22 protein-coding genes are annotated in these 26,995 nt (G+C 40.1%); 15 read left to right on the top strand and 7 right to left on the bottom strand.

The window, feature by feature from the left end; translation table 11 throughout:
* Positions 1–138: 138 nt before the first annotated feature.
* Both FHX64_RS02590 and gpmA read left to right on the top strand, forming a co-directional pair.
* Positions 139–2,514: a bifunctional YncE family protein/alkaline phosphatase family protein gene (locus FHX64_RS02590; protein ID WP_183412287.1), complete on the top strand. Its 2,376-nt coding sequence runs from the start codon at positions 139–141 to the stop codon at positions 2,512–2,514.
* Between the two features lie 35 nt (positions 2,515–2,549).
* Entirely contained in the window at positions 2,550–3,296 is a 747-nt protein-coding gene (gene gpmA / locus FHX64_RS02585) for a 2,3-diphosphoglycerate-dependent phosphoglycerate mutase (RefSeq protein WP_183412286.1), read from the top strand.
* Between the two features lie 73 nt (positions 3,297–3,369).
* Here the strand turns inward: gpmA and FHX64_RS02580 are convergent, their stop codons facing one another.
* Entirely contained in the window at positions 3,370–4,323 is a 954-nt protein-coding gene (locus FHX64_RS02580; protein ID WP_183412285.1) for a DUF898 family protein, read from the bottom strand.
* A 643-nt stretch (positions 4,324–4,966) separates the two neighbouring features.
* On the opposite strand from FHX64_RS02580, the gene FHX64_RS02575 reads away from it, so the two are divergent.
* The 6 genes from FHX64_RS02575 (at position 4,967) to FHX64_RS02550 (ending at position 13,523) form a co-directional block, all read left to right on the top strand.
* The gene (locus FHX64_RS02575) at positions 4,967–7,786 is read left to right on the top strand and encodes an outer membrane beta-barrel protein (RefSeq protein WP_183412284.1); all 2,820 of its coding nucleotides are present in this window, start codon (positions 4,967–4,969) and stop codon (positions 7,784–7,786) included.
* 89 nt (positions 7,787–7,875) lie between these two features.
* Positions 7,876–8,775 carry a hypothetical protein gene (locus FHX64_RS02570; protein ID WP_183412283.1) on the top strand — a complete coding sequence of 300 codons (900 nt, stop codon included), beginning with the start codon at positions 7,876–7,878 and terminating at the stop codon, positions 8,773–8,775.
* A 138-nt stretch (positions 8,776–8,913) separates the two neighbouring features.
* Positions 8,914–9,918: a sensor histidine kinase gene (locus FHX64_RS02565; RefSeq protein ID WP_183412282.1), complete on the top strand. Its 1,005-nt coding sequence runs from the start codon at positions 8,914–8,916 to the stop codon at positions 9,916–9,918.
* The gene (locus FHX64_RS02560) at positions 9,915–10,628 is read left to right on the top strand and encodes a LytR/AlgR family response regulator transcription factor (protein ID WP_183412281.1); all 714 of its coding nucleotides are present in this window, start codon (positions 9,915–9,917) and stop codon (positions 10,626–10,628) included. The genes FHX64_RS02565 and FHX64_RS02560 overlap by 4 nt, the downstream gene beginning before the upstream one ends.
* 33 nt (positions 10,629–10,661) lie before the next feature.
* Positions 10,662–11,441 (top strand): acyl-ACP--UDP-N-acetylglucosamine O-acyltransferase, encoded by a 780-nt coding sequence (gene lpxA, locus FHX64_RS02555; protein ID WP_183412280.1) that lies wholly within the window; start codon positions 10,662–10,664, stop codon positions 11,439–11,441.
* A gap of 810 nt (positions 11,442–12,251) precedes the next feature.
* Positions 12,252–13,523, top strand: a complete 1,272-nt coding sequence (locus tag FHX64_RS02550) for an IS256 family transposase (RefSeq protein ID WP_246392280.1) — start codon at positions 12,252–12,254, stop codon at positions 13,521–13,523.
* A 200-nt stretch (positions 13,524–13,723) separates the two neighbouring features.
* Here the strand turns inward: FHX64_RS02550 and FHX64_RS02545 are convergent, their stop codons facing one another.
* Together FHX64_RS02545 and FHX64_RS02540 are read right to left on the bottom strand one after the other, a co-directional pair.
* Positions 13,724–14,158, bottom strand: coding sequence for a cupin domain-containing protein (locus FHX64_RS02545; RefSeq protein ID WP_183412279.1), 435 nt, complete (start codon positions 14,156–14,158; stop codon positions 13,724–13,726).
* Positions 14,159–14,227: 69 nt separating this feature from the next.
* The gene (locus tag FHX64_RS02540) at positions 14,228–14,620 is read right to left on the bottom strand and encodes an SET domain-containing protein-lysine N-methyltransferase (protein WP_183412278.1); all 393 of its coding nucleotides are present in this window, start codon (positions 14,618–14,620) and stop codon (positions 14,228–14,230) included.
* Between the two features lie 392 nt (positions 14,621–15,012).
* Between FHX64_RS02540 and FHX64_RS02535 the strand changes: the two genes are divergently transcribed.
* Both FHX64_RS02535 and FHX64_RS02530 read left to right on the top strand, forming a co-directional pair.
* A complete protein-coding gene (locus tag FHX64_RS02535) occupies positions 15,013–15,801 on the top strand; it encodes a PhzF family phenazine biosynthesis protein (RefSeq protein ID WP_183412277.1) in 789 nt (262 codons plus the stop codon).
* A 20-nt stretch (positions 15,802–15,821) separates the two neighbouring features.
* On the top strand, positions 15,822–16,406 hold the full coding sequence (locus tag FHX64_RS02530) for an outer membrane beta-barrel protein (RefSeq protein ID WP_183412276.1): 585 nt from the start codon (positions 15,822–15,824) through the stop codon (positions 16,404–16,406).
* A 146-nt stretch (positions 16,407–16,552) separates the two neighbouring features.
* On the opposite strand, the gene FHX64_RS02525 is transcribed toward FHX64_RS02530, so the two are convergent.
* The 3 genes from FHX64_RS02525 to FHX64_RS02515 form a co-directional block, all read right to left on the bottom strand.
* Positions 16,553–17,023 (bottom strand): CYTH domain-containing protein, encoded by a 471-nt coding sequence (locus FHX64_RS02525; RefSeq protein ID WP_183412275.1) that lies wholly within the window; start codon positions 17,021–17,023, stop codon positions 16,553–16,555.
* Between the two features lie 9 nt (positions 17,024–17,032).
* Entirely contained in the window at positions 17,033–18,076 is a 1,044-nt protein-coding gene (galE, locus tag FHX64_RS02520) for a UDP-glucose 4-epimerase GalE (RefSeq protein ID WP_183412274.1), read from the bottom strand.
* A gap of 61 nt (positions 18,077–18,137) precedes the next feature.
* The gene (locus FHX64_RS02515) at positions 18,138–19,052 is read right to left on the bottom strand and encodes a nucleotidyltransferase family protein (RefSeq protein ID WP_183412273.1); all 915 of its coding nucleotides are present in this window, start codon (positions 19,050–19,052) and stop codon (positions 18,138–18,140) included.
* Between the two features lie 283 nt (positions 19,053–19,335).
* On the opposite strand from FHX64_RS02515, the gene FHX64_RS02510 reads away from it, so the two are divergent.
* Positions 19,336–21,084 carry a phospho-sugar mutase gene (locus tag FHX64_RS02510; RefSeq protein WP_183412272.1) on the top strand — a complete coding sequence of 583 codons (1,749 nt, stop codon included), beginning with the start codon at positions 19,336–19,338 and terminating at the stop codon, positions 21,082–21,084.
* 87 nt (positions 21,085–21,171) lie between these two features.
* Here the strand turns inward: FHX64_RS02510 and FHX64_RS02505 are convergent, their stop codons facing one another.
* Positions 21,172–21,546, bottom strand: coding sequence for a DUF4890 domain-containing protein (locus FHX64_RS02505; RefSeq protein WP_183412271.1), 375 nt, complete (start codon positions 21,544–21,546; stop codon positions 21,172–21,174).
* Positions 21,547–21,780: 234 nt separating this feature from the next.
* Between FHX64_RS02505 and miaA the strand changes: the two genes are divergently transcribed.
* The 4 genes from miaA (at position 21,781) to gyrB (ending at position 26,954) form a co-directional block, all read left to right on the top strand.
* Positions 21,781–22,710 (top strand): tRNA (adenosine(37)-N6)-dimethylallyltransferase MiaA, encoded by a 930-nt coding sequence (miaA, locus tag FHX64_RS02500; protein WP_183412270.1) that lies wholly within the window; start codon positions 21,781–21,783, stop codon positions 22,708–22,710.
* A 416-nt stretch (positions 22,711–23,126) separates the two neighbouring features.
* The gene (locus FHX64_RS02495) at positions 23,127–24,350 is read left to right on the top strand and encodes an aminotransferase class V-fold PLP-dependent enzyme (RefSeq protein ID WP_183412269.1); all 1,224 of its coding nucleotides are present in this window, start codon (positions 23,127–23,129) and stop codon (positions 24,348–24,350) included.
* A gap of 19 nt (positions 24,351–24,369) precedes the next feature.
* Positions 24,370–24,795 carry a SufE family protein gene (locus FHX64_RS02490; protein WP_183412268.1) on the top strand — a complete coding sequence of 142 codons (426 nt, stop codon included), beginning with the start codon at positions 24,370–24,372 and terminating at the stop codon, positions 24,793–24,795.
* Between the two features lie 179 nt (positions 24,796–24,974).
* Positions 24,975–26,954, top strand: a complete 1,980-nt coding sequence (gene gyrB / locus FHX64_RS02485) for a DNA topoisomerase (ATP-hydrolyzing) subunit B (protein WP_183412267.1) — start codon at positions 24,975–24,977, stop codon at positions 26,952–26,954.
* The last annotated feature ends 41 nt before the right edge of the window (positions 26,955–26,995 follow it).

Here is a 26,995-nt window from a genome sequence, read left to right as displayed (position 1 = left end):
GCAGAGAAAAATAAACTCAAAAATGTATCTCCGCTTTTGTTTTTTAGACGAAAATGAACCTTTTTAGGTCTGCTTGTTTTATCTTTGTTGTCGCAAGATTCCCATTTTTTTCTGTACACATAAATTAAAATTCCCTTTATGAACCCATTCTCAATTCGTACCCGCCATTTTATCATTTTGTCTTTTTCGTTCTTTTTATCCTTGCTGTCTTCCAATCTCCATGCACAACTGCCAGGACAAACCGGACAGCGTGTTTTACTTCCAAACGGATGGTGGCTTTCTCCCGCTGGCAATTCAGTCACATTAAGCACAATGCCAATGAATGCAGCTCTTTCTCCTGACGAGCATTTTCTGGCCATCACCCATGCCGGAATGGATAAACCTCTGGTCATGTTAATTGATTTGAAATCACACAAAGTAGTGCAATCTATCGCACTAAAAGATAGCTGGTTGGGGATTACTTTTCATGGCGATAACCTTTATGTTTCGGGAGGAAATCAAAATTGTGTCTATACATTCAATTTAAAAAATGGCATGTTATTCCCATCAGACACCCTTTCCTTCGCATCCCCATATCCGAAGGCCTCCATTTTTTTAGCCGGGCTTGATGTCCATCATCATACCCTGGCAGTAGTGGCACGGGGAGACAGTACCCTGCACTATATGAATCTGGTAACAAAAACAAAAGAATCTATTCATCTGGATGGAATGCCATATACCTGTAAGTTTTTAGACAATGGATTGCTATTGGTATCCTTATGGAGCGCACATAAAGCAGAACTGTATCAGGGAACACACAAAATAGCTCAGTTTGAAACAGGAAACCACCCTACCGACATCGCCCTGACAAAAGACGACAACACAGCCTACATTGCGAATGCCAATGACAATAGTGTGACTGAAATCAATCTGAAAACGAAACACGTGACAGCCACGATTTGCACATCGCTTTATCCCGATTCTCCCGAAGGATCAACTCCTGACGCGGTATGTATAACCCCTGATGGTAAATTTGTATTGGCTGCCAACGCAGATAACAATTCATTAACAGTGATGCAACGGACGGAACACGGGGCAAAGCCTGTCGGTTTCATTCCGGTAGGATGGTATCCAACCAAGGTACTGGTAACCAAAGATGGCACTATACTGGTGCTGAATGGCAAAGGCAACCGTTCGTTTCCCAATGCCGATCATCAATATATAGGCACAATGCTGAACGGCACACTCTCTTTCATTCATTTTCCAGGCACGAAACAACTGGAAACCTATACTAAAGCAGTATATGCCAATATTCCATACAAGCCCCGTGAAATGAAACAAAGCATTGTTGAGAAAGACAATCCGATACCCTACCGGGTAGGACAACCATCCCCTATTAAATACGTTTTTTATGTCATTAAAGAGAATCGCACCTATGATCAGGTTTTCGGCGATATGAAAGAAGGTAATGGCGATTCAACGTTGGTGCTTTTTGGAAAACAGGTCACACCGAATATTCATCATATTGCGTCACAATATGTGCTTCTCGATAATTTATATGCGAATGCGGAAATCAGTGCACAAGGACATAACTGGTCAACAGCAGCTTATTGCACCGATTATGTAGAAAAAAGCTGGCCATCAAATTATGCAGGAAGAGGAGCATTATACGAATTTGAAGGAGGACAACCTGCAGCATCGCCTTCAGGAGGCTACATCTGGAATCTTTGCCAGAAACATGGCATCACGTTCCGGGATTATGGAGAATTTGTAGAAAGCAACCCCGATATTACCAAACCCAACACGGCAATGGAGAAAATTCTAAAAACACATTTTGACCCGATGTATCGCGGTTGGGACTTAGACTATTCGGATGTGGAGCGCTATCAGGAATGGAATCGCGACTTCACCAATTTACTGGCCAAAAATGCAGTGCCACATTTCAATATCATCCGGTTACCCAATGACCACACAGCCGGTACGCGCAAAGGTTCTTTGACACCACAAGCCATGGTGGCTCAAAATGATTATGCCGTCGGATTGCTGGTTGATCGCATTTCACACAGTCCTATCTGGAAAGAATCAGCCATTTTCATTATTGAAGATGATTCACAAAATGGTGCCGACCATGTGGATGCACACCGCACCGAAGGCCTGGTAATCAGTCCGTATGTTAAGCGTAATGCGGTAGATCACACATTATACACAACAGCTTCGATGATGCGTACGATGGAACTTATCCTCGGCTTACCTCCTATGAGCCAATATGATGCTGCTGCTATGCCTATGTTTAACTCGTTTACCATGACTCCCGATTTCACACCTTATAACGTTGAAAAACCATTAATTGACCTGAATGCCAAAAATCAGGTAGGGGCATACGGACAAACATTAATGGAACATTTTGACCTGACACATGCCGACCGGGTTCCCGATCTTATTTTTGATGAAATTGTATGGCGTTCCATCAAGGGAACAGACATGCCAGCTCCCCGTTTTTCAATCCTTTCAGGACCTGATGGTGACGATGAATAACCCTAAACAGAAAATCAATTAAAAAATGAATTAATATGAAGACATTAGTTTTATTACGACACGGAGAAAGTCAATTCAATAAAGAGAATCGTTTCACAGGATGGACGGATGTCCCCCTGAGTGATAAAGGAATAAATGAAGCAACACAGGCCGGTAAAGCAATGAAAGATGCCGGTTTTGTATTTGATATGGCCTATACATCCGTATTGAAACGTGCTATCAAAACCCTATGGATATCGTTGGAAGAACTTGACCAGATGTGGTTACCGGTAGTTAATTCCTGGAGGCTGAATGAAAAACATTACGGTAAGTTGCAGGGATTGAACAAAGCCGAAACAGCTGCCAAATATGGAGAAGAACAAGTACTCCTGTGGCGGAGAGCCTATGATGTACGCCCCCCGATGTATGATCCCGAAGATGTGGCAGAACAGCGAAAAGAAGCCCGTTATCATGATGTTGATCAAATACACTACATGTTGGGAGAATCGTTGCAGGATACTGTTGAACGTGTCATCCCATTATGGGAACAAGAAATCAGCCTGCAACTCAAAGCCGGGAAACGTATCCTGGTGGCTGCTCATGGGAACAGCTTACGTGCTTTTGTAAAATATCTGGATCATAAAACGGAAGCTGAAATCCTTAAATTCAACATCCCAACAGGTATTCCATTGGTTTACGAACTGGATGATGACCTGAAACCCATTCGCAGCTACTTCCTGGCCGATGAAGAAACATTGAAAAAAGAGATGGAGAAAGTTGCCAACCAGGGCAAAGCAAAATAAGAAACTGCTATATCTGGCTAAAATAAGAAGAGGTTGCCGAAAGACAACCTCTTCTTATTTTAAACACAGCACATCATTCTGCAATTTTTTCCATGTAGGTTTTTCCCAGTACCCGCCGCATAATCTTACAAAAGGCCCAGGGATAATAAATACCGGCTGTAACTATTGTCAACAATATTTGGCCCCATAGATAAAGAAAATCATATCCATTTTGGATGTCGTAACCAAATTGCAGGTAATCATTTTCTACCTTATTACTTTGCGTTCTCATAAGAAAATAGCGGTAAACCCGCAAATAGGCCAAAGGAGCATAAATGCCACATGTAATAATAGAGAGAATCATCTCCAAGGCTATTTTAGCCATGGAAGGCAACCATTTGGTATGCCATGTAATATGATATTCTTCGTATTTGATATTTACCCGCCATCTGTAATACAGGTATATGTAAGGAATCAGGATAATATACATGACAATCTGATAAATAATGCGGGAAACAGGTATTAGGTGCCGCATGTGCAATCCGAATAGACTTATGCCGATTAATGTAACAACAAATATCGGAATGATCACAGCAAAGATATAAATAAGCAATAAATCAGTGGCTTGTCCATGAAAAGAGAATTTCTTATCCTTATAGGAAGCGTTATTAATGAAGAAACGATGCATGTTTCTGATAAACCATGGAGAATATATTCCCAGCGTAATCACTGAAAAAATCAACCCGGGGATAATAACTTTAAGATAACCACTAAACTTATAATCACATTGAACCAGGTTATCCTTAAAACCAATATGCCTGACAATCAGTTTCAGGATATAAAAAGCCAGGATAAATGCGATTACGATAAGCAAGATAATCCACAGCAAAGCCCATAAGTGATGATGCAAAGGACATTCAGTGGCATGATTAAACGTCCTCATCTGTGAAATCAGCAAGACATAAGGAACAATAAACAGTACATAAAACAATGCCCACAACGGAAAAAACTGCTTTCCCGTAAGTTGAAAGCTCAAATAGTTTTTCATAATCATTGGTGTTAAATGGTTCGTAACATGCTGCACATAACTTCAACAAAAATTCAACTCTAAATATGTCGAATCAATATATTGTTCTTATTCGGATTGCATTTATCTTCGATTAATTTTATCCAAAACAAAGTTTACGTGACTTCACAAGAAAAATAAGGAAAGAATTGGCGTGATATATTCTGTTTTTCAATTATATAAATTCACACGCATGCTCTAAAAAGGGCTTTCCCTGTGAAATGAAATCATTTTTTTTAACGCATCAAAGATGGAAAATTTATTCTTAATTAGCAAGTAGCATGGAATATTTTTTAATCTGTGATTTTATTCCTCAACACACGGTATCCGTCGGGGCGTTTATACTGATGAAAAGTTCATAAACAAGGCATTACAAAAATAAAGCGTTGCCAGTTTCCATGCCTTTCCAGGTGCTAAAAAGGCATTGACATACCCAAATTACCTTTATGTCGACTCTTTTGCCCATTTGGTCTATTATTTTTTCAGATTCATTTCCAGCCTGCTACTTTTACATCGCAATTACAACAGAAACGAACATTTAGACAGTAAGTATAATTATCCATGTTTGTAGCAGTTGCTATGACTTCGCTTCTGTTTAATAATTCAACCCAACAAAAAAACGACGATGTTAATCCCTTTTAAAAGCCAATTGATCAGAGCATTGCTAACAGGTTTGTTTTTCACTTTCATTTTCATAACAAATGCACAGGTAATAACAGGCAAAATAGAAAACGGATTAACCAGACAGGCGATTCCCAACGCCAATATTGTTCTTTATTCTATACCCGGGAGGGTCGTTGCGAGCATGATGAGTAAATCGACCGGCATATTCGATTTGCAAGTCAGGGGTACCGGACATTATAGGCTGCGGGTTTCGTTTGTTGGGTTTCGTACCGTAGAAAAAGAGATAACAGTTGATAAAGCAACGGTTGACATAGGGATAATTGGATTAGTTGAAAACACTCAAAATCTAAAGGAAGTGGTAGTCAAGGCTGCCCTTCCTTTAGTGACGCAACGTGGAGACACCACCGTGATGAGTGCAAGTTCATACAAGACAAACCCGGATGCTACCGTTGAAGATCTGGTACAAAAAATGCCTGGTATCGTTGTTGAAAACGGGACCCTGAAAGCACAGGGAGAAGATGTAAAACAGGTGCTTGTGGACGGAAAGGAATTTTTCAGAAACGATGTTTCAGCAGCTATTAAAAATCTGCCGGCTTCAATTGTAAAGAACATAGAAGTATATGATGCCCAAAGCGAACAATCGCGCTTCACGGGCTTTGATGATGGCAACAGATTAAAAACCATTAATATCGTTACAACCACAGGAGTAACCAAAAGTCAATTTGGACGTATGTATGCCGGGGCAGGAGCCGATCATCTTTACAGCATCGGAGGCACACTAAATTTGTTTCGTAATGACCGTCGCATCACTCTCATCACCCAGGTGAACAATACCAACGCACAAAACTTCGCTATGGGAGATATGTTCAGCGGGAACAACAATATGAACGCGCCTCCCGGTATGCAAGGGCCGCCTATGGGGGGAGGACAAGGAGGTTCATCCTCTTCCGGAAGTGGAATCAGTAACTTCACGGTAGATACACAAAACGGAATTACCAAAACAAATGCGGTAGGAATTAATTACTCCGACCAATGGGGAAAGAAAATTAAAGTTGACGGCAGTTATTTCCTGAACTATTCCGATAACCATTCGCTTCAAACATCAGACTATACATACCTGATGAACAACGGAGAGACTTATCTGGAAAATGAGCAGACATCTGCAAACGTGATGAATCACAGGTTTAATTTCCGGATCGATTATACCATCGATCGTCATAATACTTTGTTTTTCCGGCCGGGAGTATCTTTACAGCAAAGTAACGGCACATCATCCACCCTTGCCCGGACGGATTCGATGCGACAACCGCTAAATGCATTTTCAAGCATATACAATCCTTCGCTGAAAGGGATGGAACTGACCGGAGAATTGCTTTATCAGCATAAATTCAACCGCATCGGCCGTACCTTAGCCATCGATGTAAACAACACCACCGAAACAAAAACAGGAGACAACTATCTCCATGCCATTACAGATTATTATTCATCTGCCACCATAGATACCACGCAACAATATGCCCATTTGCATGCCAACGGATATTCTTTTTCAGCCAATGTATCCTATACCGAACCACTTACACGGAAAAGCATGTTGATGGTAAACTATATGTATGGTTTTCAGGATGGCACATCGAATCAAAGAGGCTACAACTTTAATGCCCTGACCCGGCATTATGACCAACCCGATTCATCATTAACCAATATTTATCATAGCCGCTATACCACACAGACAACAGGATTATCATACCTTTATCATAAAGACTATCTCAATTTTAATGCGCAGTTAAGCTACCAGAATGCGCGGTTAACGGGTGAAAATGATAATGCAGGCGCCGGTGAAATTCCGGCAAAGCGTTATAATAACATTTTACCATCCATCCGGTTGCGTTACAATCTCAATTCCATGACTCACCTGGAATTTGATTATCATGCTACGGCAAGTGCCCCTTCTATAAACCAGTTGCAGGAAGTGGTTGATAATTCAACTCCGACACAATTGACTGTAGGAAATTCCCATTTGTCGCAAACATACCAGCACAATATTTCCTTACGATTTATTGCCCCAAATACCTCTACAGCATCCGTATTGATGTGTTTCCTGAATGGTAGTTTCTCTAACAATTATATTGGCAGCAATACATTCATTGCCACATCCGACACACTGCTGACCGCCTATAATCAGCATATGGGACAAGGGTCGCAACTTACTACCTATGACAACATGTCCGGATATTATAACCTGACAGGCATGATGGGTTACGGGTTTCCGTTGCTTCCATTAAAAACCAATGTCAATATCATGCTTAATAGCAGCATGAGCCAAACACCCGCTATTATTAATAACGAAAAGAACTTGTCAAAACAGATTTCCCTCGGGGGCGATTTGATGCTTAGCAGTAACATAAGCCAGAATATTGATTTCCTGATTCACGGGCGAGCGAATTACAACACGGTAAACAACAGTTTGGCAACCCAGACCGACACCCGTTACTGGGATATGAATGCCAATGCACGGCTCACCTGGATCGTACTTTCCCACCTTGTATTTTCTTCTGATTACTCCTTTTCAGGATATTTTGAACAAGGGAGCCGGAACGAACTCAAATACCTGTTGAATTGTTCGCTGGGCTTTAAGTTCCTGCACAAAAATGCCGGAGAGCTTCAGTTTGCAGCCAATGACCTGCTCAATCAAAACAGTAACTTCAGCCGAAGCTCCACTGCATTATACACATTGACACATCAGAGCAACACATTAGGACGTTACTATATGTTGTCATTCATTTATACGCTCCGCCACTTTGCAAGCGTCAACCCGACTTAAAATTTCAAATGACACTTTCCCGCTTCATATTCCGCCAATGGTAATATACATATACAGATTGTAATCACTAATGTTTTAATCATTCTCTTATGAAAAAAGTATCTTATTTTCAACGCACTTGCATGCTTGTTGTGATGCTGACCACCTTGTCGGTATTCACCTTGTCGGCAAAAAAGGTTAAGCTATCCGCCACCTCTACCTTTTATTCCGATCTCTCCAATGTACCTACGCCTGACAGCACTCTTGCCGGTTTTACAACGTTTGCCGATGGTAAAGCCCTGATTAAAGTCTTCACCAATGACACAGGACTCAATATTCAGTTAACTGCCAAAGACGAAACTACACAACAGAAATGGCTTTTCAACGGACTCACCATCTATGTAGATCCCACAGGGAAAGGCAGCGATAAATATGCCATGGTTTTCCCTTCCCTGATGTCTTTGGGAAGGCCGGACATGATGCGTCAGTCCCAGCAAACCGATAATCCAACTCCCCAAACAGGACAAAGACCTCCTTTTCAGGGGCCTGATATGCAAATGATGGCTCAAAGAATCAATTCAACAGGAGCAACCTTTGATGTCAACGGCGATACTATTTTTGCCGGCCCCTCGCTGGCTGAAGTAACACTGATCAATCCACATCAGTTATGCTATAACATTAAACTCCCCTACTCGATTTTTCACAAACAGAATCTGAATCCTGAACATCTCAGCATAGGAATAGTTTCTGAATTCAAGTTCCCCCAAAGACAAGGCGACAATAGGGGAAACATGGGTGGCCCTGGTGGAGGAATGGGTGGCCCTGGAGGTGATATGGGCGGTCCCGGAATGGGTGGCCCTGGTATGGGTCCCGGCGGAATGGGAGGACCTGGTGGAATGAATGGCTTTGGCCCCGGAATGTCCGGAGGACAAAGAAACAAAAGCGATCGTTTCTCTGATATGCAGCAGCCCGTTAAAGGTTGGATTGAGATAACGGTAGCCCAACATTGAATTATACAAATACGGAGAGCGGCATGATCAACATGCAGTCAATTCAGAATATATGCGGATATTTAGGGAACCGTTCATGCCCTCTTCGTATGTCATACGATAATTGAAACAATAATTCTCTTTCCTTTGTCATCAGGTATGAAACTAACTATTCGGCACCGGGAACTATTTGAAGGCGTAGTGCACATTTGTTTCTGGATTATTTTCCTTTCCCTGCCTGCGCTTTTGCCCAAACCACAACCCCACCTAATGCCATTTGGATCAAGGCCACCATTCCCCTTTGATCATGTAACTTTTTTGCCCATGTATGTGGTGTTGGGTATGGAAATGGCCTATTTTTATCTGAACTATTGCCTTTTTATCCATCTCTTCCGTAACCGGCGTTATGTACTGTTTGTTTTGGCAAACCTGGTTACAATGGTGATTATTCTTGCCATTAAACACATCAACGATCCGCATCAGGATATCGGGATGTTGTTGTTCAGGGATATGTCGCCCTTTATCTTTCTGTTTCTGGCGGGAACAAGTCTGCAAATGATCAAAGACCAGATTAAAATGCGGAACGAAGTGCTCGAAAATGAACTAACCTTTTTGCGCAATCAAATCAGTCCACACTTCCTGTTCAACATTCTGAATATGGTCAACTCTTTTGCACGCAGTAAACCGGAACTTATTGAACCCACCGTTGATAAACTTTCGAACCTGATCCGTTACATGCTCTACAACACGGAACAACAAGTGCCATTAAGTGAAGAAGTGGAGCACCTGAAAGAATACATCGAACTGCAGAAAACCCGTTATAATGACCGGATAACTATAGTGTCGTATATCTCCGATCCCCTGCCCGACTGCCATATCGAACCAATGCTGCTGATTCCTTTGGTTGAGAATGCTTTTAAGCATGGTACAGCTTTAATTGATGCACCGGAAATTCATATCTCATTAGACAGAACACCGGGCACAATTTCTTTTTGTGTCACAAACCGTTTCAATAAGGACTCCCATGAAAATACCAGCACGTATTCGGGCATCGGATTAAAGAATATCAAACGCCGGCTGGAGTTGCTTTATCCCGGTAAACACACATTCGACGCTTTTGCCGATAAAGAATGGTATCACATTCAGCTAACCATTACCTTATGATGAATTGTATTGCTGTTGACGACGAAAAATATTCCCTGGAACTGATTGCGGATAACATCAGGAGAACACCTTTTTTGCATCTTACCGCCACATGTAACAGTTCGCCTGAAGCGATCCGTTTGCTGGAAACCGAACCTATTGATCTTGTTTTTCTCGATATCCAGATGCCGATGATCAACGGATTGCAGCTTTTGCGCAGGCTTGACAAAAAACCGATGGTGATCATTGTATCTGCCTACAAAAACTATGCGCTTGAAAGCTTTGAGCTGGATGTGCTGGACTATCTCCTGAAGCCGGTTACGTATGAACGGTTTTCTAAAGCAGCCCTCAAAGCCAATGACTACTATCATTTGACGCACAAACAGGACAAAAGCAACGCCGGTTATATTTTCGTGAATGCAGATTATCGACTCGTGAAAATTGAGCTTGACAAGGTGTTGTATGTTGAAGGTATGAAAGATTATGTCAAAATCTTTTTGTCAGATGCCAGGCGACCCATTGTCCCTAAATTATCGCTCAAAGCCATTGGCGAGATGTTGCCTGAAGGAACCTTCATGCGCATTCATAAATCCTACATTATCAACACAGATAAAATCATTGCTTTACAGAGACAGAAATTAACTCTTTCGGGCGATCACACATTGCCCATCGGACAGAACTACCGCGAGAGCTACGAACACCTTTTTGCAAAAGACGAGTATAAAAGTTGATTGCGAACTACCCCAAAACCAAGAATTTCAGATATGCCCCAACCCTTAGCTTTCATTCATCCGGATGCTAAAATAGCGCCAAATGTGATTATCGAACCGTTTGTGTCGATTGATAAAAATGTCGTCATCCTCGAAGGTTCTCATATAGGGCCGAATGTGATCATCAGGGAAGGAACCAGGATAGGACGTAACTGCAACATCTTTCCCGGAGCTGTTATCGGAGCTATTCCACAGGATCTGAAATTCTGCGGCGAAGAAACCACTGCTATCATTGGCGATAACACCACGATACGCGAATGTGTCACCATCAACCGGGGAACCATAGCGAAAGGACGCACCGAGATAGGCAATAATTGCCTGATCATGGCTTATTGCCATGTAGCGCACGATTGCATTGTAGGTAATCATGTCATCCTGTCGAATGCTACCCAACTGGCCGGAGAAGTTATTGTTGGCGACTGGGCTGTTATCGGCGGTGGCTCCCTGATTCATCAGTTTACCCAGATTGGCGCCCATGTAATGATCCAGGGCGGATCAAAAATCAATAAAGATATCCCGCCATTTGTCAAAGCTGCACGCGAACCGATCTCCTATTGCGGCATCAACTCTGTGGGACTACGCCGAAGAGGCTATTCCAACCAGCAAATACGGGAGATTCAGGAGATTTACCGCGTCCTTTATCTTTCGGGAATGAATAACAGCATGGCTGTTGAACGCATCGAAGCCGAATTGCCCGCTGCAAAGGAACGTGACGAAATAGTGCTCTTTGTCCGAAACTCCCCAAGGGGAATTATGAGAGGATATTTTGATTGAAAAGAGTATTTTGGACATCCCCTCAGATGTGGAATGCAAATCATATCATCTGTCTGGCCTCTCTCTAAATCCTTCTCCGAAGTAAACTGTATCATCGCCCATAGTAGTAAACACAACCCACACAACAACTGACCTTATTCCCTTATTGCCTGTTTATTACATCTGTTCATATTGCTAAATAATCTGACCCACACCATCTGTCTGACTTCTCCCAAAATCCCTCTCCGAAGCAGAGGGACTTCGCCGGTTTTCTACTACTTTGGAGGCAATGCTAGCTCTGCTTCGTATTGCACATCAGGCAATAGATCCGTTTCCTGTTGCCTTTTGACTCCCTCACGTCCACTGTGAGGCTAATTTTCCATTTTGCAAGGTGATTTTCGCCAATGTAACCTTACATAGTAACAATGTAAGCTTGCAAAGTGACAATGTAAGCTTGCAAAGTAACAATGTAAGCTTACATAGTAATAATGTAAGCCTGCAAAGTGACAATGTAAGCTTGCATAGTGATAATGTAAGCTTGCAAAGTGATAATGTAACCTTACATAGTAACAATGTAAGCCTGCAAAGTGACAATGTAACCTTACATAGTGATAATGTAAGCTTACATAGTAACAATGTAAGCTTGTTTTCTCCAGAATTGAGGTTGCATAGCCTGCAAAGCAGGTAAAAATGTTGTAGAAAAGAAAAGCCTTCACTTGAAGTGAAGGCGTGACTATCGGAAATATAATTAATGTTATACTGGGATGAGACCGTCCAAAAAACTGTGTAAATAGAAATAAATGCTTATTTTTATAACAGAAAAAAAAGGACATGAAAAAGCAGAAATCAGTATTATCAAAATTGAGTGCAGAAGATGAGGCACTTTTCTCCCAGTTACCAACAGATTTTTTCAAGGGTTTCAAGACCATGCAAGACATAAATGGTTTTATGGATAAGCTATTTAAGCGGGGAGTAGAAAAGATGTTAGAAAGTGAGTTGAGCGAACATCTTGGCTACGACAAGCACTCAGTCAAAGGAAATGGCAGTGGGAACTCTCGTAATGGAAAAACCCGCAAGTTAGTAAAGAGCAGTAGTGGAGAAATAATTATAGAGGTTCCCCGCGATCGTCAGGGTGAGTTTAATCCCATCGTTTTGCCCAAGCGTCAAAAAGTAATAGACAAGATAGAAAGCGTTGTGATTTCTTTGTATGCACGAGGCATGTCGACTCGTGACATAGAAGCTCAGATAAAAGACATTTATGGTGTCACTATCAGTTCTTCGTCCATATCCAATATCACAGATCAGGTAATGAGCGATGTAGAAGCCTGGCAAACCCGTCCATTGGATGATACTTATCTGATTGTTTGGTTAGATGGTATTCGTATCAAAGTTCGTTCAGGAGGTAAGATAATAAGTAAAAGCGTTTATCTGATTATCGGTTTAAATACCAATGGACATAGAGAAGTTATTAGTATGTGGATCAATGAAACTGAATCGGCTTCATTTTGGATGAACGTGTTGGATGATTTGAAGAAACGAGGGGTGAAAGATATTTTAATTGCCTGTTCAGATAATCTGAAAGGGCTAACCCAGGCTATTCAGGCTGTGTTTCCGGAAACAGTAACACAATTATGTATTGTTCATCAGATAAGAAACACGATGAACTATATTGGGACAAAGGAAAAACGGAGTTTTATGCATGATCTTCAACAAGTGTATCAGGCCCGAAACTTAGATGCTGCTGGGGAAGCTTTTGCTGAATTGGAAACTAAATGGGGAGAGAAATATCCTTATGCCATTAAATCCTGGATTGCAAATTGGGAAAATCTGACAGCCTATTTTACCTATCCAGCCGAAATACGAAAGATTATCTATACCACTAATGTGATTGAAAATCTAAATCGAAGCATACGCAAATACACCAAAAATAAATTGATGTTTCCTGATGATCAGGCAATGAAAAAAGCAGTGTATCTGGCGATCCAACAAGCCTCAATATCTTGGAGTGCAAAAGTTTCCAACTGGCCATTGATTGCCAATCAGTTTATGATTTTATATCCTGATAGAGCAAATATTAGTGACACTAGTTTAAGAATAAAATAAAAACGGAAGTTTTTTCTTTTCAAACCCCTCAAAAATTTTGAGAGGGGATTCGAAAAGAAAAAATAATAATAAATGAGATAAGAATGCGTTTACACAAATTTTTGGACACTACCTACTGGGATTATCAGAATGCCTCATAATAAGGCTCTTTATGCCGTATTGAAGATTTTTATCAGAACTGAGTGCTTTATTATCGTGGCTTATTTCCCTTTGTTTTTCTTCGCCGAAAGGAAACGGATCGGCATTTTGATGGGTTTGGATTTTATTTCGTCAGGGTTGTGGGGATTCACTCTGTCGCCATGCGATGGAGGTTCGGAAATGACCAGAAACTTCAGATCCGAATTGGTGTTATTTATGATCCGGTGTTTGATTCCGGGGTTGATCAGGACTCCTTCTCCGTCTTCGAGATTATACATCATTCCGTCGATCTCAAAAGTGGCAACTCCGCTCAGGATATAAAAGAACTGGTGCGACTTCCGATGATAATGAAGCGTTTCCTTTGTTGCGGGAGGCATGCATTCCCGGATAATCGCTATATTTTCGGAATTTAAATAATACCATCCGCTACAACGGTCTCCCCATGTATAATGTTCCGCATTGTAAGTGCTTATGATTTCAACTGATTCATGTTTCATAATAATGTACGGCTAATGTTATGGGTGAAATATCCCTGTTTCTGTATAAAGGCGTTGCATGCAACATCACTACAGACTGTAAGTATCGTAATCTACAGTCAGTTCTTCGCCTGCGCGGATATCTCTCAGGGTAATGAAATTATAATCTTCATCGCAATACACGTTGGGGGTTTGGGAATGGTTGAGGTACCAGGATATTTTCAGGTTAGAAAAGTTATCCGGACATCCGTACAGGGTTTCTCCATCCTTTTCTTTGACTACGCAAAAATCTTCATATAGTTTCCGTATGGTCTCGGGAAGTTGCTCCAGTTTGAGTTCTTCCTCTTTCAGCCATACCATTTCCGACTCGACTTCACTAAACAGATCGGTCTCCCCGGGAATATCAACAATGGCAAAAACCCCGATTCCATGTATCTCTGAGCGTTGTAACCGGGTATATACCCCTTTATGCGGCAGTTCCATAGTATTGTTATTTGGTATATTACAGAATATAGGGTGCAAATATACCATTTTCTGTGTTATGTGCTTATTTCTGCAGAAACATTGCTTTAAACGGAAGATATATGCTGCGGCAATCGGGTATGATATATACACCCGTGGAATGAGTGCTTTTTGCCCTGAACATTGCAAATATTCTTTTATCTTTTCTGAAACATTCTATTGAATAGACTTGCGGTTCAGTTTGCTCTGTAATAAAAACAGAAAAATAATGCTATTTTTGAGAGCATAAATTTGAAGACGGAGAAGCAACAAAAGATTTTATCCTCTTTGGCTTTATATTGTCTGAACCACTTTAGTTTTTTTATAATGATATTGTATTATGGAATTACATTTGAGTTTTTAATCACAGGCTTATGCAACAAAAAATATATCAGGTAGATGCCTTTACAGACAAATTATTTGCAGGCAATCCTGCTGCCGTTTGTCCTTTGGAGAAATGGTTAAGCGATGAGACCATGCAAAACATTGCCAAAGAAAATAATCTGGCAGAAACAGCATTCTACGTTAAGCAAGGGGATGAATATATCATCCGGTGGTTTACTCCGGCGGTAGAAGTTGATCTTTGCGGGCATGCAACTCTTGCGACAGCCTTTGTATTGTTTAATTACGAAAATCATACAGGGGATACAATTCATTTTCAGTCGCCAAGAAGCGGTGTATTGTCCGTGAGCCGACATGGAGAGATGTTGACACTCAATTTTCCTGCCGACGAATTGACAGAAATAGCACTAACCGCCGATATCATGAACGGATTCGATAAAATCCCCATCGCCGCATGGAAAGGAAAGACTGATTATCTCTTGGTATTTGAGCATGAGGATGACATCAGGGAAATGACGCCTTTTTTTGATAAAATTTCAAGACTAAAAGCGCGTGGTGTCATTGTCACATCAAAAGGACATGAATCTGATTTTGTATCAAGATTTTTTGCTCCGCAAGTGGGAGTTAGCGAAGATCCTGTGACCGGTTCGGCACATACCACCCTTACTCCTTATTGGGCACAGAAACTTGGAAAAACGGATATGACTGCCATTCAGTTGTCCGAACGAAAAGGATACTTACAATGTAAATACCTGCATGAAAGAGTCGAGATTAGTGGACGATGCAGATTGTATCTAACCGGAGTAATTGCTATTGAATAATTTAAGTTATCAACATTACCATGAAACTACTTCTTCTATTCCTTTTCTGTATACTTGCCTATGCCAACAGTTTAGCGCAATCAAAGAGCGAAGTATTCCTCATGTATGGATACGCCGGCAACGATATTCTGATGAATGAAGACGTTTTAGGAGACATGGGCTATCACGGTAAAGCCGGTAATATGTATGAACTATCGTATATCAGGTTTCTGAATAGAAACCTGGCCATTGAGACCGGGGTGAATTATTCTGAAAACGAAGTCAGGATGACCTATTTTCCAACTGGAGTGCTGCATTCGGAGAATATTCGGATAAAGATGATCTCGATACCGGTATGGGCTAACTTTAGTTTTTTGAAATATTGGTTCATTAATGCCGGCCCTCTCGTTGATTTTGAAATAAAACATTCGCCTTCACAATCAACACAAGATCAATCAGGCATTGGGCTTGGCATTGGGGTAGGAGCAAAATATAAATTAGGAAGGATTACATTCAAAATCAATCCCTTTATTCAGGAACATGCCGTAGTGCCTTTTCTCAAAAAACAATTTAATGAAAAGCTGATTGAAAACGGTGTGAAAATTGGTATCGGATATTCGTTTTGATCACTATTGAGTTGCACTATAATTTTTCCCCTTTATATAGCAAGGATAATCTATATAAAAAACAACATTGCAGTATAAAATAAAAATTGTACCCAAAGACATTAATAATCTATGGATACAATTTACTTTTTGAATAGCCATTTATCCTATTGCCATTTACAAAAAGGATTAGTGGCTAAATAGGCATTATAAAAACGAACATCACCCGTTACTTCCGCACCCAACCATTCGGGATGCTCAAATGTAGTTTGTTCCGAAGGTAATTCTATTTCTGCAATCAAAAGTCCTAAATTATCGCCTAAAAACTCATCAACTTCAAAAGCCAATTCGCCGACAGGTATAATATAACGAATTTTCTCAATTATTCCAGGTTCGCATAAACGTAGTAATGCATCTGCCTCTGTTACATCAATTTTTTTCTCCCATTCATACCGCGTGATTCCAGTATCATTTCCTTTACCTTTGATGGTCAGAAAGGCTTCCTTATCCTGAATCCTTACCCGAACACTTCTTTCGGGATGCGATGAGAGGTAGCCCTGTTTAATTGATAATGATTTCCGGACAAAAGGGTGAAAGTCTCCTACTACTAAAAATTTACGCTCAATTTCGTAAGACATGGCATAAAATTAATGCGAAGTCGTCTCTTTGCGTTTTTCCTGCAGCTTTATTTCCCATAACCAGGCTGAACGTAGAGTATCTTCAATCGATTCTTTGGCTGCCCATCCTAAAACCTTATTGGCTTTTTCAGGATTTGCCCATACCTGTTCAATATCACCATCCCTCCGACTAACTATTTTGTAAGGCAAAGAAACGTTATTGACATCCTGGAAAGTCTTCACAATTTCAAGAACGGAAAGTCCTCTACCTGTTCCGATGTTAAAAATTTCAAGGTTCGATGCGCATCTATTTTGCAACATTCTTTCCATGGCCTTGACATGCGCCTTCGCTAAATCAACTACATTAATGTAGTCCCGTATGCACGAACCATCAGCTGTGTTATAATCATTACCATACACGCTCAGCTGTTTACGCAAACCGATTGCTGTTTGTGTAATGAATGGTACTAGATTGTTAGGAACCCCATTCGGTAATTCTCCGATCATGGCTGATGGATGCGCTCCAATAGGATTAAAATAACGAAGAATAATACTATTAATCGCAGGTGTTGCATGAATCGTATCCCGAATAATTTCTTCGCCAATTTGTTTTGTATTCCCGTAAGGAGACAATGCCGGCTTTAACGGAGCTGCTTCAGAAACCGGTAACTCATCGGGTTGACCATAAACTGTACAGGAAGAGGAAAAAACAAAATGTTTGATTTTATGCAAAGGCATCAATTGCAGCAGGTTCATCAATGAGACCAAATTATTGCGATAATAAAGCAAAGGTTTATCCACCGACTCTCCTACAGCTTTGCTGGCCGCAAAATGAATAATAGCTTCAATACCTTCATGTCGGGCTAACAATTTATCTAAACCCACATAGTCAAGACAATCCAAATTCTCAAAAGTTGGCCGAATGCCTGTAATTGCAGTAATGCCATTCAAAACATCGACGTTCGAGTTTGAAAGATTATCAACAATAACAACTTCAAATCCTGAATTTTGTAATTCTACAACCGTATGAGATCCAATGTACCCAGTCCCGCCGGTTACTAAAATCTTTTTCATATGTTTACCATTTAAAAGCTCCTGATTGCGAATGCAATCCATGTTTATCAGATATAGTTATTTATTTTTCTTTTCCCCAAAGAACGTTCGGATACACACCTTTACGAATCAATTCATTGATTTTTAACACAACCTGTGGACGATCTTCAGCATATGTTACTCCAAACCATTTGGCAGCGGTATCTAAGACTTTACATGTTATTGCCCTTTCAGTAATCAGTTCATTAACAACAGTAGGAATATAAAATTCTGATTTAATATTATCGCCATGAACTTTCAAAAAACGGGTAAAGCTTTCTTTGGAATATGCAAAATAATCAGGCGTAAAACCCCACATATTCATTGAAACAGGTGTTTCAGGAGCAATTTGATTCTCTACGCCATGTTCATCTAAAAACACAATAGTACCACCTTTTTCTTCAATATGTGTACGTTCTACCACAGAAGTCAGGTATCCATTTTCATCCGGGACACAAATTCCACGGCTCACAGCACCGCTTTCAGACAAAGTATTACCTACTCTATAACCTACCATACAATATTCATTTCTGGAATTTTCAACGCTGCGAAGAAAATCGGCCAAAACTTCAAAAGATTCTTTCCCATAGAAATCATCCGCATTGATAACGCCAAAAGGTTCATGAATAACATCTTCACCCATCATTACCGCATGATTTGTGCCCCACGGTTTTTCTCTTTTTTCATTATAAGAAATTCCTTCTGGTACATATTCCACTTCCTGAAAAACAATTTCAACAGGCATTATTTCCCGATATTTGGAAACGACAGCCTGTAAAAAATCCTTTTCAAAACTATGTCGAATGACAAAAACAATTTTGCCAAAGCCAGCACGAACAGCATCATACACTGAATAATCCATAATTGTTTCACCATTGGGTCCAAGTCCGTCCAATTGTTTGAGACCTCCATAGCGGCTGCCCATTCCGGCTGCTAAAATAAAAAGAGTTGGTTTCATATTGTATTTGTAATGAGTAAATGTCATCATCAACATGAATAGCCTGAAGCTATTGTGGAATGAAAACTATAACAATGAAAAACATGAATGACCAAAGGTTACATTATTAGCAATGAATCATTCATTTACTATAAAAAAGCAATATATTATCCGTTTTCACGTGCAAATATACACATTTCTTTCCCTCCGCGAAACAAATTTTGAGAACAATGAACGGCATTTAATCATTTGTAGAAACAAAAATTTGTAGTACTTTTATCACCACAATTTTAAGAGGAATAAAATGGAAAATAGTGATTTGATAAAGTATGTTACCGAAAAAGCAACAGCTTGGCTCAATGGTAACTATGACGAAGCAACAAAAGCAGATGTTCAGCGTATGTTAGATGCACAAGATTCCAGTGAATTGATTGACGCATTTTACAAGGATTTGGAATTTGGTACTGGTGGACTTCGGGGAATTATGGGCACAGGGACCAACCGGATGAATTTATATACTGTAGGAGCTGCCACCCAGGGACTTTGTAACTATTTAAAGAAAGAGTTTGGGGATGTCCCACAAATCAAAGTTGTGATAGGACACGATTGCCGCAACAATAGCCGGAAATTTGCTGAATCCTCTGCCGATATTTTTTCCGCAAATGGCATTAAAGTATATCTTTTCGAATCTTTGCGCCCTACCCCTGAGATTTCATTTGCTATCAGGCATTTGGGATGTCAAAGTGGAATCATTATCACGGCATCGCATAATCCGAAAGAATACAACGGTTACAAGGCTTACTGGAACGATGGAGCCCAGATGATCGGGCCCCACGATGTCAATGTGATCAAAGAAGTGGAAAGCATTAAAAGGGTAGATGATATCCGATTCCAGGGTAACAAATCCCTTATTGAAATCATAGGAGAAAATATTGACACGCTTTATTTGAATAATATCAAAACCTTGTCCTTATCTCCCGAATCAATTGCTCGCCACAACAATATGAAAATCGTTTATACACCAATTCATGGCACCGGCGGCATGCTTATTCCCAGATCTCTTGCAAATTTCGGATTTACCAATATTATTCACGTGCCTGAACAGGACGTTATCAGTGGCGACTTTCCAACCGTAATTTCTCCTAATCCGGAAGAACCTGCTGCTCTTGATCTTGCTATCAAAAAAGCTATTGAAACCGATGCTGAATTGGTAATGGCATCCGATCCTGATGCAGATCGTTTGGGTATCGCAGTCAAAAATGATAAAGGAGAATGGATTTTGGTCAATGGAAACCAAACAGCGCTGATTTTTACCTATTATCTGATAAGCCGCTGGAAGGAACTGGGCAAAATCACAGGGAAGGAATTTGTGGTGAAGACCATTGTGACTACAGAAGTTATTAAGGAGTTGTCCGAAAAGAATGGAGTGGAATGCTTTGACTGCTTCACCGGATTTAAATGGATCGCAGCAGTGATTCGCGAACTGGAAGGCAAACGTCAATACATAGGAGGAGGAGAAGAAAGTTACGGTTATCTTGCCGAAGATTTTGTGCGCGATAAAGATGCTGTTTCTGCGTGTTCACTGATGGCTGAGATTGCCGCTTGGGCAAAAGATAACGGTAAATCGCTTTTCGAAATGATTCAGGACATTTATCTTGAATATGGATTCAGCAAAGAAAAAGGGATCTCTATTGTACGGAAAGGTAAATCTGGTGCTGATGAAATAAAACAGATGATGAACGAATTTCGCAGCAACCCGCCACAAGAGATTGCCGGATCCAAAGTAGTAATCATTAAAGATTATAATACATTAAAACAAATAGACACGAAAAATGGTTCAACGACGAATCTGGATATGCCAGCCACTTCGGATGTATTGCAATATTTTACGGCTGATGGCACTAAAATATCTGTACGTCCTTCGGGCACCGAACCTAAAATCAAATTCTACATTGAGGTACGCGGAACACTTACTTCACGCGCCGAATACGATCATGTAAATACTGCTACCGAAGCTAAGGTTGAAGCTGTAAAAAAATCTTTGGGAATCTGATGTCTTTTCCAAAGTTTTAATTGTAGATACAAAAAAGCCGCTTCTAAATGATGGAAACGGCTTTTTATTTATTTAAATTTTGCAGCATCAGTTATTCCCCTGATCTCTCATCTGATGCATTCTTTCCATCATAGCTTTTCTTGCATCTTCCCATGTCTTCATTTGATCCGGCGTCAGAATGGCTTTCAAAGCAGTATTTTGTTCTTCAATGCATGTACGCATAGCAGAACGCATATCACCTGATTCACGCGCCTTCATCATGTCCTGTGCAAACTTAAGATTCACAGAATCTATTTTTGCCACCTGATCATCTGTAAGGTTTAACTGCTTTTTCATCCTTTCTGTCATCTGTTTAGCTCTTTGTTCGGGCGTTAACTGTGAATTAAATCCCTGGGCAAAAGCAGCTCCCATGCTCAAAGCAGCAAACAACACCATAAAAGTCAAAAATCTTTTTGTTTTCATACTCAAACAATTTAGAATTAAATAAAACGAAAACTACTTACAACTATCTCTTAAACCTATGATTAGTCAAATCACATTTAGTAATAAGACATTTCATGCATAAATAAGTTTAATCACCTAATGTTAAACTTTCTTTATACAACTTTCTTCGTTCGTTTGATTGGGTATAGGAATCTACTTTTGTATTGAAATCAGTAAAGACCGACTCTCCGGTTGTCTATAATCTCTTTATTAATGCATACTTTACTCGTATTACTTGGCCCCACCGGCATCGGAAAAACGGAATTAAGCCTACATCTGGCAAAGTATTATAATGCGCCGATTCTTTCATCTGACTCGCGACAGTTCTACCGTGAATTAAACATTGGTACAGCAAAACCAACGCCGGAACAACTCCTTCGAGCCTCACACTATTTTATTAATACGCATTCCATTCTTGATAATTACAACGCAGGTCAATATGAAATAGATGTGATCAACATATTACCGGATTTATTTGCAAACAGCAATTATGCAATGCTGGTAGGCGGATCCATGCTTTATATCGAAGCGGTCTGTCATGGTATTGATGATTTACCAACAATTGATCCGGAAATCCGCCAATATATAAAACAAATCTATCTCGAAAATGGAGTAGAAGGAATACGTTCGTTGCTCAAAAAACTGGATGTCACATATTATAATCAGGTGGATCTAAAAAATTCCCAGCGAATTATGCATGCACTTGAAATCTGCATCATGACCAATCAACCTTATTCTGCCTTAAGAACTCAAACAAACAAAACACGTCCTTTTCAGATCATCAAAATAGGATTGAACAGGCCTCGCGAAGAACTTTATGAGCGTATCAACAAACGTGTTGACGAAATGATATCTCAGGGACTTGAAACAGAAGTGCGCTCTCTCTACCCCTACAAGCAACGAAATCCACTGAACACAGTTGGATATAAAGAATTTTTCGACTATTTTGATGGTCATTATACCTATACAGAAGCCATAGATAAGATCAAGCAACATTCGCGCAATTATGCAAAAAAACAACTTTCATGGTTTAATCGCGATGCTTCGGTCCGGTGGTTTCATCCTGACGATGCACTGGCAATCATCAACTACATCAATAGCTTCAATGGAAATATCGGGGACATAAAACAAACAGGCGAGTGATAAACTTCATTACTGAACTTATATCCCTCGCCATGTCTGTATTTTACATCAACAAGTCAGTAGTAAGTTGCTGCAACTTTAATGCTCTGACCCTTGGCTTAACGCCTTTTGAATATAACCTCGCTCGTTATGGTATTGCGAGTACCCAACACAAGGCTTTAATCATATTTGACGTCACAAATATAAGATGAATAAGCCACAGTTGAACATGCTTTATTGTTTTTTGATATAATTTCAATGTAAATCCAGACATACAGGTTAGTATATTCATACAGCCTATTATCAGTATATTGCAAAATAATCACACTGTCAACCATATATCATAAAGAATAAAAAACTGTAGCATACCCCAATGAGTACAAAAATCCTGTTTTTGTGATTTGTTGTTACCTTTGCATCATAAAAATTCTCATAAAATGACAAATCCACTTGATATCAAAGCCATTCGTAATGACTTTCCAATTCTGTCACGAACCGTTTACAACCGACCGCTTATTTATCTGGATAACGCTGCCACAACTCAGAAACCACGCTGTGTGGTAGAAGCAATCGAAAATGTTTATTACAATCAGAACTCTAATATTCACCGGGGAGTTCATTATTTGAGTCAACGGGCTACAGAAGCTCATGAAGCTGCCCGTGCAACCGTCAGGGATTTCATTCATGCCACATCGTCAAATGAGATAATTTTCACCCGCGGCACGACAGAAGCTATAAATTTATTAGCAACCTCTTATGGGGAAACATTTTGTAACGAAAATGATGAGATCATCATCAGCACCATGGAACATCATGCCAACATTGTTCCCTGGCAAATGCTACGTGACAGGAAAGGCATTAAGCTGAAAATTATTCCCCTGACCGAAACAGGTGAATTGGATATACCTGCTTTCGAATCATTATTCTCTGAAAAAACAAAATTAATTTCTGTTACACACGTATCGAATGTACTGGGAACTATTAATCCTATCAAAGAAATTATTGAAAAAGCACATGCCCGTAATATCCCAGTATTGATAGACGGTGCACAGGCTGTGTCACATCTTGCAGTCGACGTACAACAACTGGATGTTGATTTCTATGTGTTTTCAGGGCATAAAGTATATGGGCCTAATGGTATTGGAGTATTATACGGCAAGGAAAACTGGCTGGAGATGCTGCCCCCTTATCATGGTGGAGGAGAAATGATAGCCCATGTCAGTTTCGACAAAACCATTTTTGCAGACCTTCCGTTCAAATTTGAAGCCGGCACACCTGATTATGTAGGATCGGTTGCTTTGGCTACTGCACTCAATTATCTTCAAAGCTTTGGCATGGATAATATTGCCGCATATGAGAAGAGTTTGCTAGAAGATGCAACTGAAAAGATGTTGAAAATCGAAGGAATGCAGATTTTTGGCAATGCTCCTCAAAAAAGCAGTGTTATCTCATTTCTTGTCAACAACATTCATCCTTTTGACATGGGAACATTGCTGGATAAGCTCGGGATAGCTGTCCGCACAGGCCATCACTGTGCAATGCCTTTGATGACCGCCCTGCAAATTGATGGGACAGCAAGAGCTTCATTTGCATTTTACAACACACACGACGAAATTGACGCGTTCATTGCTGCCATTGAACGTATTACCAAAATGTTTTAACAATAAAAACTCTATAAACATGACGATTAACGAAAAACAGGATCAGATAATTGAAATCTTTGAAGAATATTCCGACTGGATGGATAAATATGCCTACATCATTGAACTTGGTAATGGTTTATCTCCCATCGATCCAAAAAATAAAGTAAATCAGAATCTTATAGAAGGATGCCAAAGCAGGGTTTGGCTGGATGCCAAATACCAAGATGGCATTATACACTTTGCAGGTGAAAGCGATGCTGTAATCGTAAAAGGTATTGTTTCACTCCTGATTGATGTGCTTTCCAACCACACTCCGGATGAAATATTAAATGCTGACCTGTATTTTATTGATAAAATAGGACTTAAAGAACATTTATCACCTACCCGTGCCAACGGACTACTCGCCATGGTAAAGCAGATGAAACTATATGCACTTGCTTTTAAAGCACAAAATAATCCATAGATTTATTCATTAATCGTAATATGAACCCCTCAAAGGGTACGGATATTATAAATTAATGGCAGGAAAACGATTCTTCAACCATTAATTTCCGCTCAATTTTGTCTGTAGATTATTGCTGAACCGGAATAAAATCAGTAATTTTGTTGGCTTTTTAGCACACAACGTTATATAAAATGACTATGAGTGAAGAACAGATCCTGAACGGGGAAGAACCCAAAACAATGGATAGCAATTCATACGGCGCAAGTAGTATTCAGGTACTTGAAGGATTAGAAGCCGTTCGCAAACGTCCTTCAATGTATATTGGTGATACCGGAGCCAAAGGGTTGCATCACCTTGTTTATGAAGTAGTGGACAACTCCATCGACGAAGCTATGGCCGGCTATTGCAATACGATTGAGGTTGTAATCCATGAAGACAATTCCATCAGCGTAAAAGATAACGGGCGGGGCATTCCTGTTGATATGCACGAAAAAGAAGGAAAATCGGCATTAGAAGTTGTTTTGACAGTTTTGCATGCCGGCGGTAAATTCGATAAAGGCAGTTATAAAGTTTCAGGCGGTTTGCATGGAGTCGGCGTTTCGTGTGTAAACGCACTTTCAGATGATTTACATGTAGAAGTCTATCGTGACGAGAAAACATACGAACAGGAATATCAAAAAGGGAAACCTCTGTTCGATGTTAAAGAAACGGGAACAGCTACAACAACAGGAACCTTTATTAAATTTCATCCAGATCCTGAAATATTTTCGGAAGTTTTATATCATTACGATATCTTAGCTGCCCGGATGCGAGAATTGGCATATCTGAATGCAGGCATTGCCATTACTTTAACAGACTTACGAACAATTGATACCCAGGGAAATCCTAAATTCGAAAAATTTCATTCTGAAAAAGGATTAGAAGAATTTGTCCAATTTATCGACGCCGGACGCGAACAATTAATAGAGCATGTAATTCATATTTCAACAGAAAAATTTGGCACACCTGTTGAAATTGCTATGACATACAATACTTCATACATCGAAAATGTTTTTTCCTACGTCAACAACATTCACACAATAGAAGGAGGAACTCATGTAGCCGGATTCCGTCGTGGGTTAACGCGAACGCTCAAAAAATATGCCGATGAAAACAAAATTCTGGAAAAAGTCAAAGTTGATATCAGCGGAGACGATTTCCGTGAAGGTTTAACGGCTATTATTTCCGTCAAAGTTGCTGAACCTCAATTTGAAGGTCAAACAAAAACCAAATTGGGAAATAACGAAGTAATGGGTATCGTTGATCAAGCTGTAGGAGAAGCACTTGGTAACTATCTGGAAGAAAATCCAAAACAAGCGAAAGCCATTATTGAAAAAGTGGTTCTGGCAGCCACAGCACGAAATGCTGCTCGAAAAGCCCGAGAAATGGTTCAACGAAAATCTCCGTTATCAGGTGGCGGCCTTCCCGGGAAATTAGCAGATTGTTCAGAAAAAGATCCTCAAGTATGCGAAATTTTCCTCGTTGAAGGTGATTCTGCAGGAGGTTCTGCAAAACAAGGAAGAAACAGGTTGTTCCAAGCCATCTTACCTCTAAGGGGAAAAATCTTGAACGTCGAAAAAGCCATGTATCATAAAGTACTTGAAAGCGAAGAGATTCGTAATATTTATACTGCATTAGGTGTAACGATTGGAACAGAAGAAGATAATATGCAACTAAATATTTCGAAATTGCGTTATCATAAAATCATCATTATGACCGATGCCGACGTAGACGGAAGCCATATTGACACCCTGATTATGACATTCTTCTTCCGTCACATGAAGGAGTTGATTGAAAACGGCTATCTCTACATTGCCACTCCCCCCTTATACCTCTGTAAGAAAGGAAAAATTGAAGAATATTGCTGGAACGAAAGTCAGCGGCTGATGTTCATTGAGAAATATGCGGAAGGCAATGAAAATGCAGTACATATTCAACGTTATAAAGGTTTGGGGGAGATGAATCCCGAACAATTATGGGATACAACCATGAATCCTGAAAAACGTACTTTACGGCAGGTAACCATTGAAAATGCGGTTGATGCCGATCATATATTCTCAATGTTGATGGGCGATGATGTCGGACCTCGCAGGGAGTTCATTGAACAAAATGCCACTTATGCTAAAATCGATGTTTAATGAAAACGGGTAACAGTTATGTTCATTAAAAAAATCATCAT

The organism is Microbacter margulisiae (genome assembly GCF_014192515.1).
GTDB lineage: Bacteria > Bacteroidota > Bacteroidia > Bacteroidales > Paludibacteraceae > Microbacter > Microbacter margulisiae.
This window is presented reverse-complemented; position numbering and strand designations above follow the sequence as displayed.

Excerpts from the sequence above, each read along its gene's own strand:
- FHX64_RS02590 (WP_183412287.1), top strand. The coding sequence starts at position 139 with ATGAACCCATTCTCAATTCGTACCCGCCATTTTATCATTTTGTCTTTT.
- gpmA (WP_183412286.1), top strand. The coding sequence starts at position 2,550 with ATGAAGACATTAGTTTTATTACGACACGGAGAAAGTCAATTCAATAAA.
- FHX64_RS02580 (WP_183412285.1), bottom strand. The coding sequence starts at position 4,323 with ATGAAAAACTATTTGAGCTTTCAACTTACGGGAAAGCAGTTTTTTCCG.
- FHX64_RS02575 (WP_183412284.1), top strand. The coding sequence starts at position 4,967 with ATGTTAATCCCTTTTAAAAGCCAATTGATCAGAGCATTGCTAACAGGT.
- FHX64_RS02570 (WP_183412283.1), top strand. The coding sequence starts at position 7,876 with ATGAAAAAAGTATCTTATTTTCAACGCACTTGCATGCTTGTTGTGATG.
- FHX64_RS02565 (WP_183412282.1), top strand. The coding sequence starts at position 8,914 with ATGAAACTAACTATTCGGCACCGGGAACTATTTGAAGGCGTAGTGCAC.
- FHX64_RS02560 (WP_183412281.1), top strand. The coding sequence starts at position 9,915 with ATGATGAATTGTATTGCTGTTGACGACGAAAAATATTCCCTGGAACTG.
- lpxA (WP_183412280.1), top strand. The coding sequence starts at position 10,662 with ATGCCCCAACCCTTAGCTTTCATTCATCCGGATGCTAAAATAGCGCCA.
- FHX64_RS02550 (WP_246392280.1), top strand. The coding sequence starts at position 12,252 with ATGAAAAAGCAGAAATCAGTATTATCAAAATTGAGTGCAGAAGATGAG.
- FHX64_RS02545 (WP_183412279.1), bottom strand. The coding sequence starts at position 14,158 with ATGAAACATGAATCAGTTGAAATCATAAGCACTTACAATGCGGAACAT.
- FHX64_RS02540 (WP_183412278.1), bottom strand. The coding sequence starts at position 14,620 with ATGGAACTGCCGCATAAAGGGGTATATACCCGGTTACAACGCTCAGAG.
- FHX64_RS02535 (WP_183412277.1), top strand. The coding sequence starts at position 15,013 with ATGCAACAAAAAATATATCAGGTAGATGCCTTTACAGACAAATTATTT.
- FHX64_RS02530 (WP_183412276.1), top strand. The coding sequence starts at position 15,822 with ATGAAACTACTTCTTCTATTCCTTTTCTGTATACTTGCCTATGCCAAC.
- FHX64_RS02525 (WP_183412275.1), bottom strand. The coding sequence starts at position 17,023 with ATGTCTTACGAAATTGAGCGTAAATTTTTAGTAGTAGGAGACTTTCAC.
- galE (WP_183412274.1), bottom strand. The coding sequence starts at position 18,076 with ATGAAAAAGATTTTAGTAACCGGCGGGACTGGGTACATTGGATCTCAT.
- FHX64_RS02515 (WP_183412273.1), bottom strand. The coding sequence starts at position 19,052 with ATGAAACCAACTCTTTTTATTTTAGCAGCCGGAATGGGCAGCCGCTAT.
- FHX64_RS02510 (WP_183412272.1), top strand. The coding sequence starts at position 19,336 with ATGGAAAATAGTGATTTGATAAAGTATGTTACCGAAAAAGCAACAGCT.
- FHX64_RS02505 (WP_183412271.1), bottom strand. The coding sequence starts at position 21,546 with ATGAAAACAAAAAGATTTTTGACTTTTATGGTGTTGTTTGCTGCTTTG.
- miaA (WP_183412270.1), top strand. The coding sequence starts at position 21,781 with ATGCATACTTTACTCGTATTACTTGGCCCCACCGGCATCGGAAAAACG.
- FHX64_RS02495 (WP_183412269.1), top strand. The coding sequence starts at position 23,127 with ATGACAAATCCACTTGATATCAAAGCCATTCGTAATGACTTTCCAATT.
- FHX64_RS02490 (WP_183412268.1), top strand. The coding sequence starts at position 24,370 with ATGACGATTAACGAAAAACAGGATCAGATAATTGAAATCTTTGAAGAA.
- gyrB (WP_183412267.1), top strand. The coding sequence starts at position 24,975 with ATGAGTGAAGAACAGATCCTGAACGGGGAAGAACCCAAAACAATGGAT.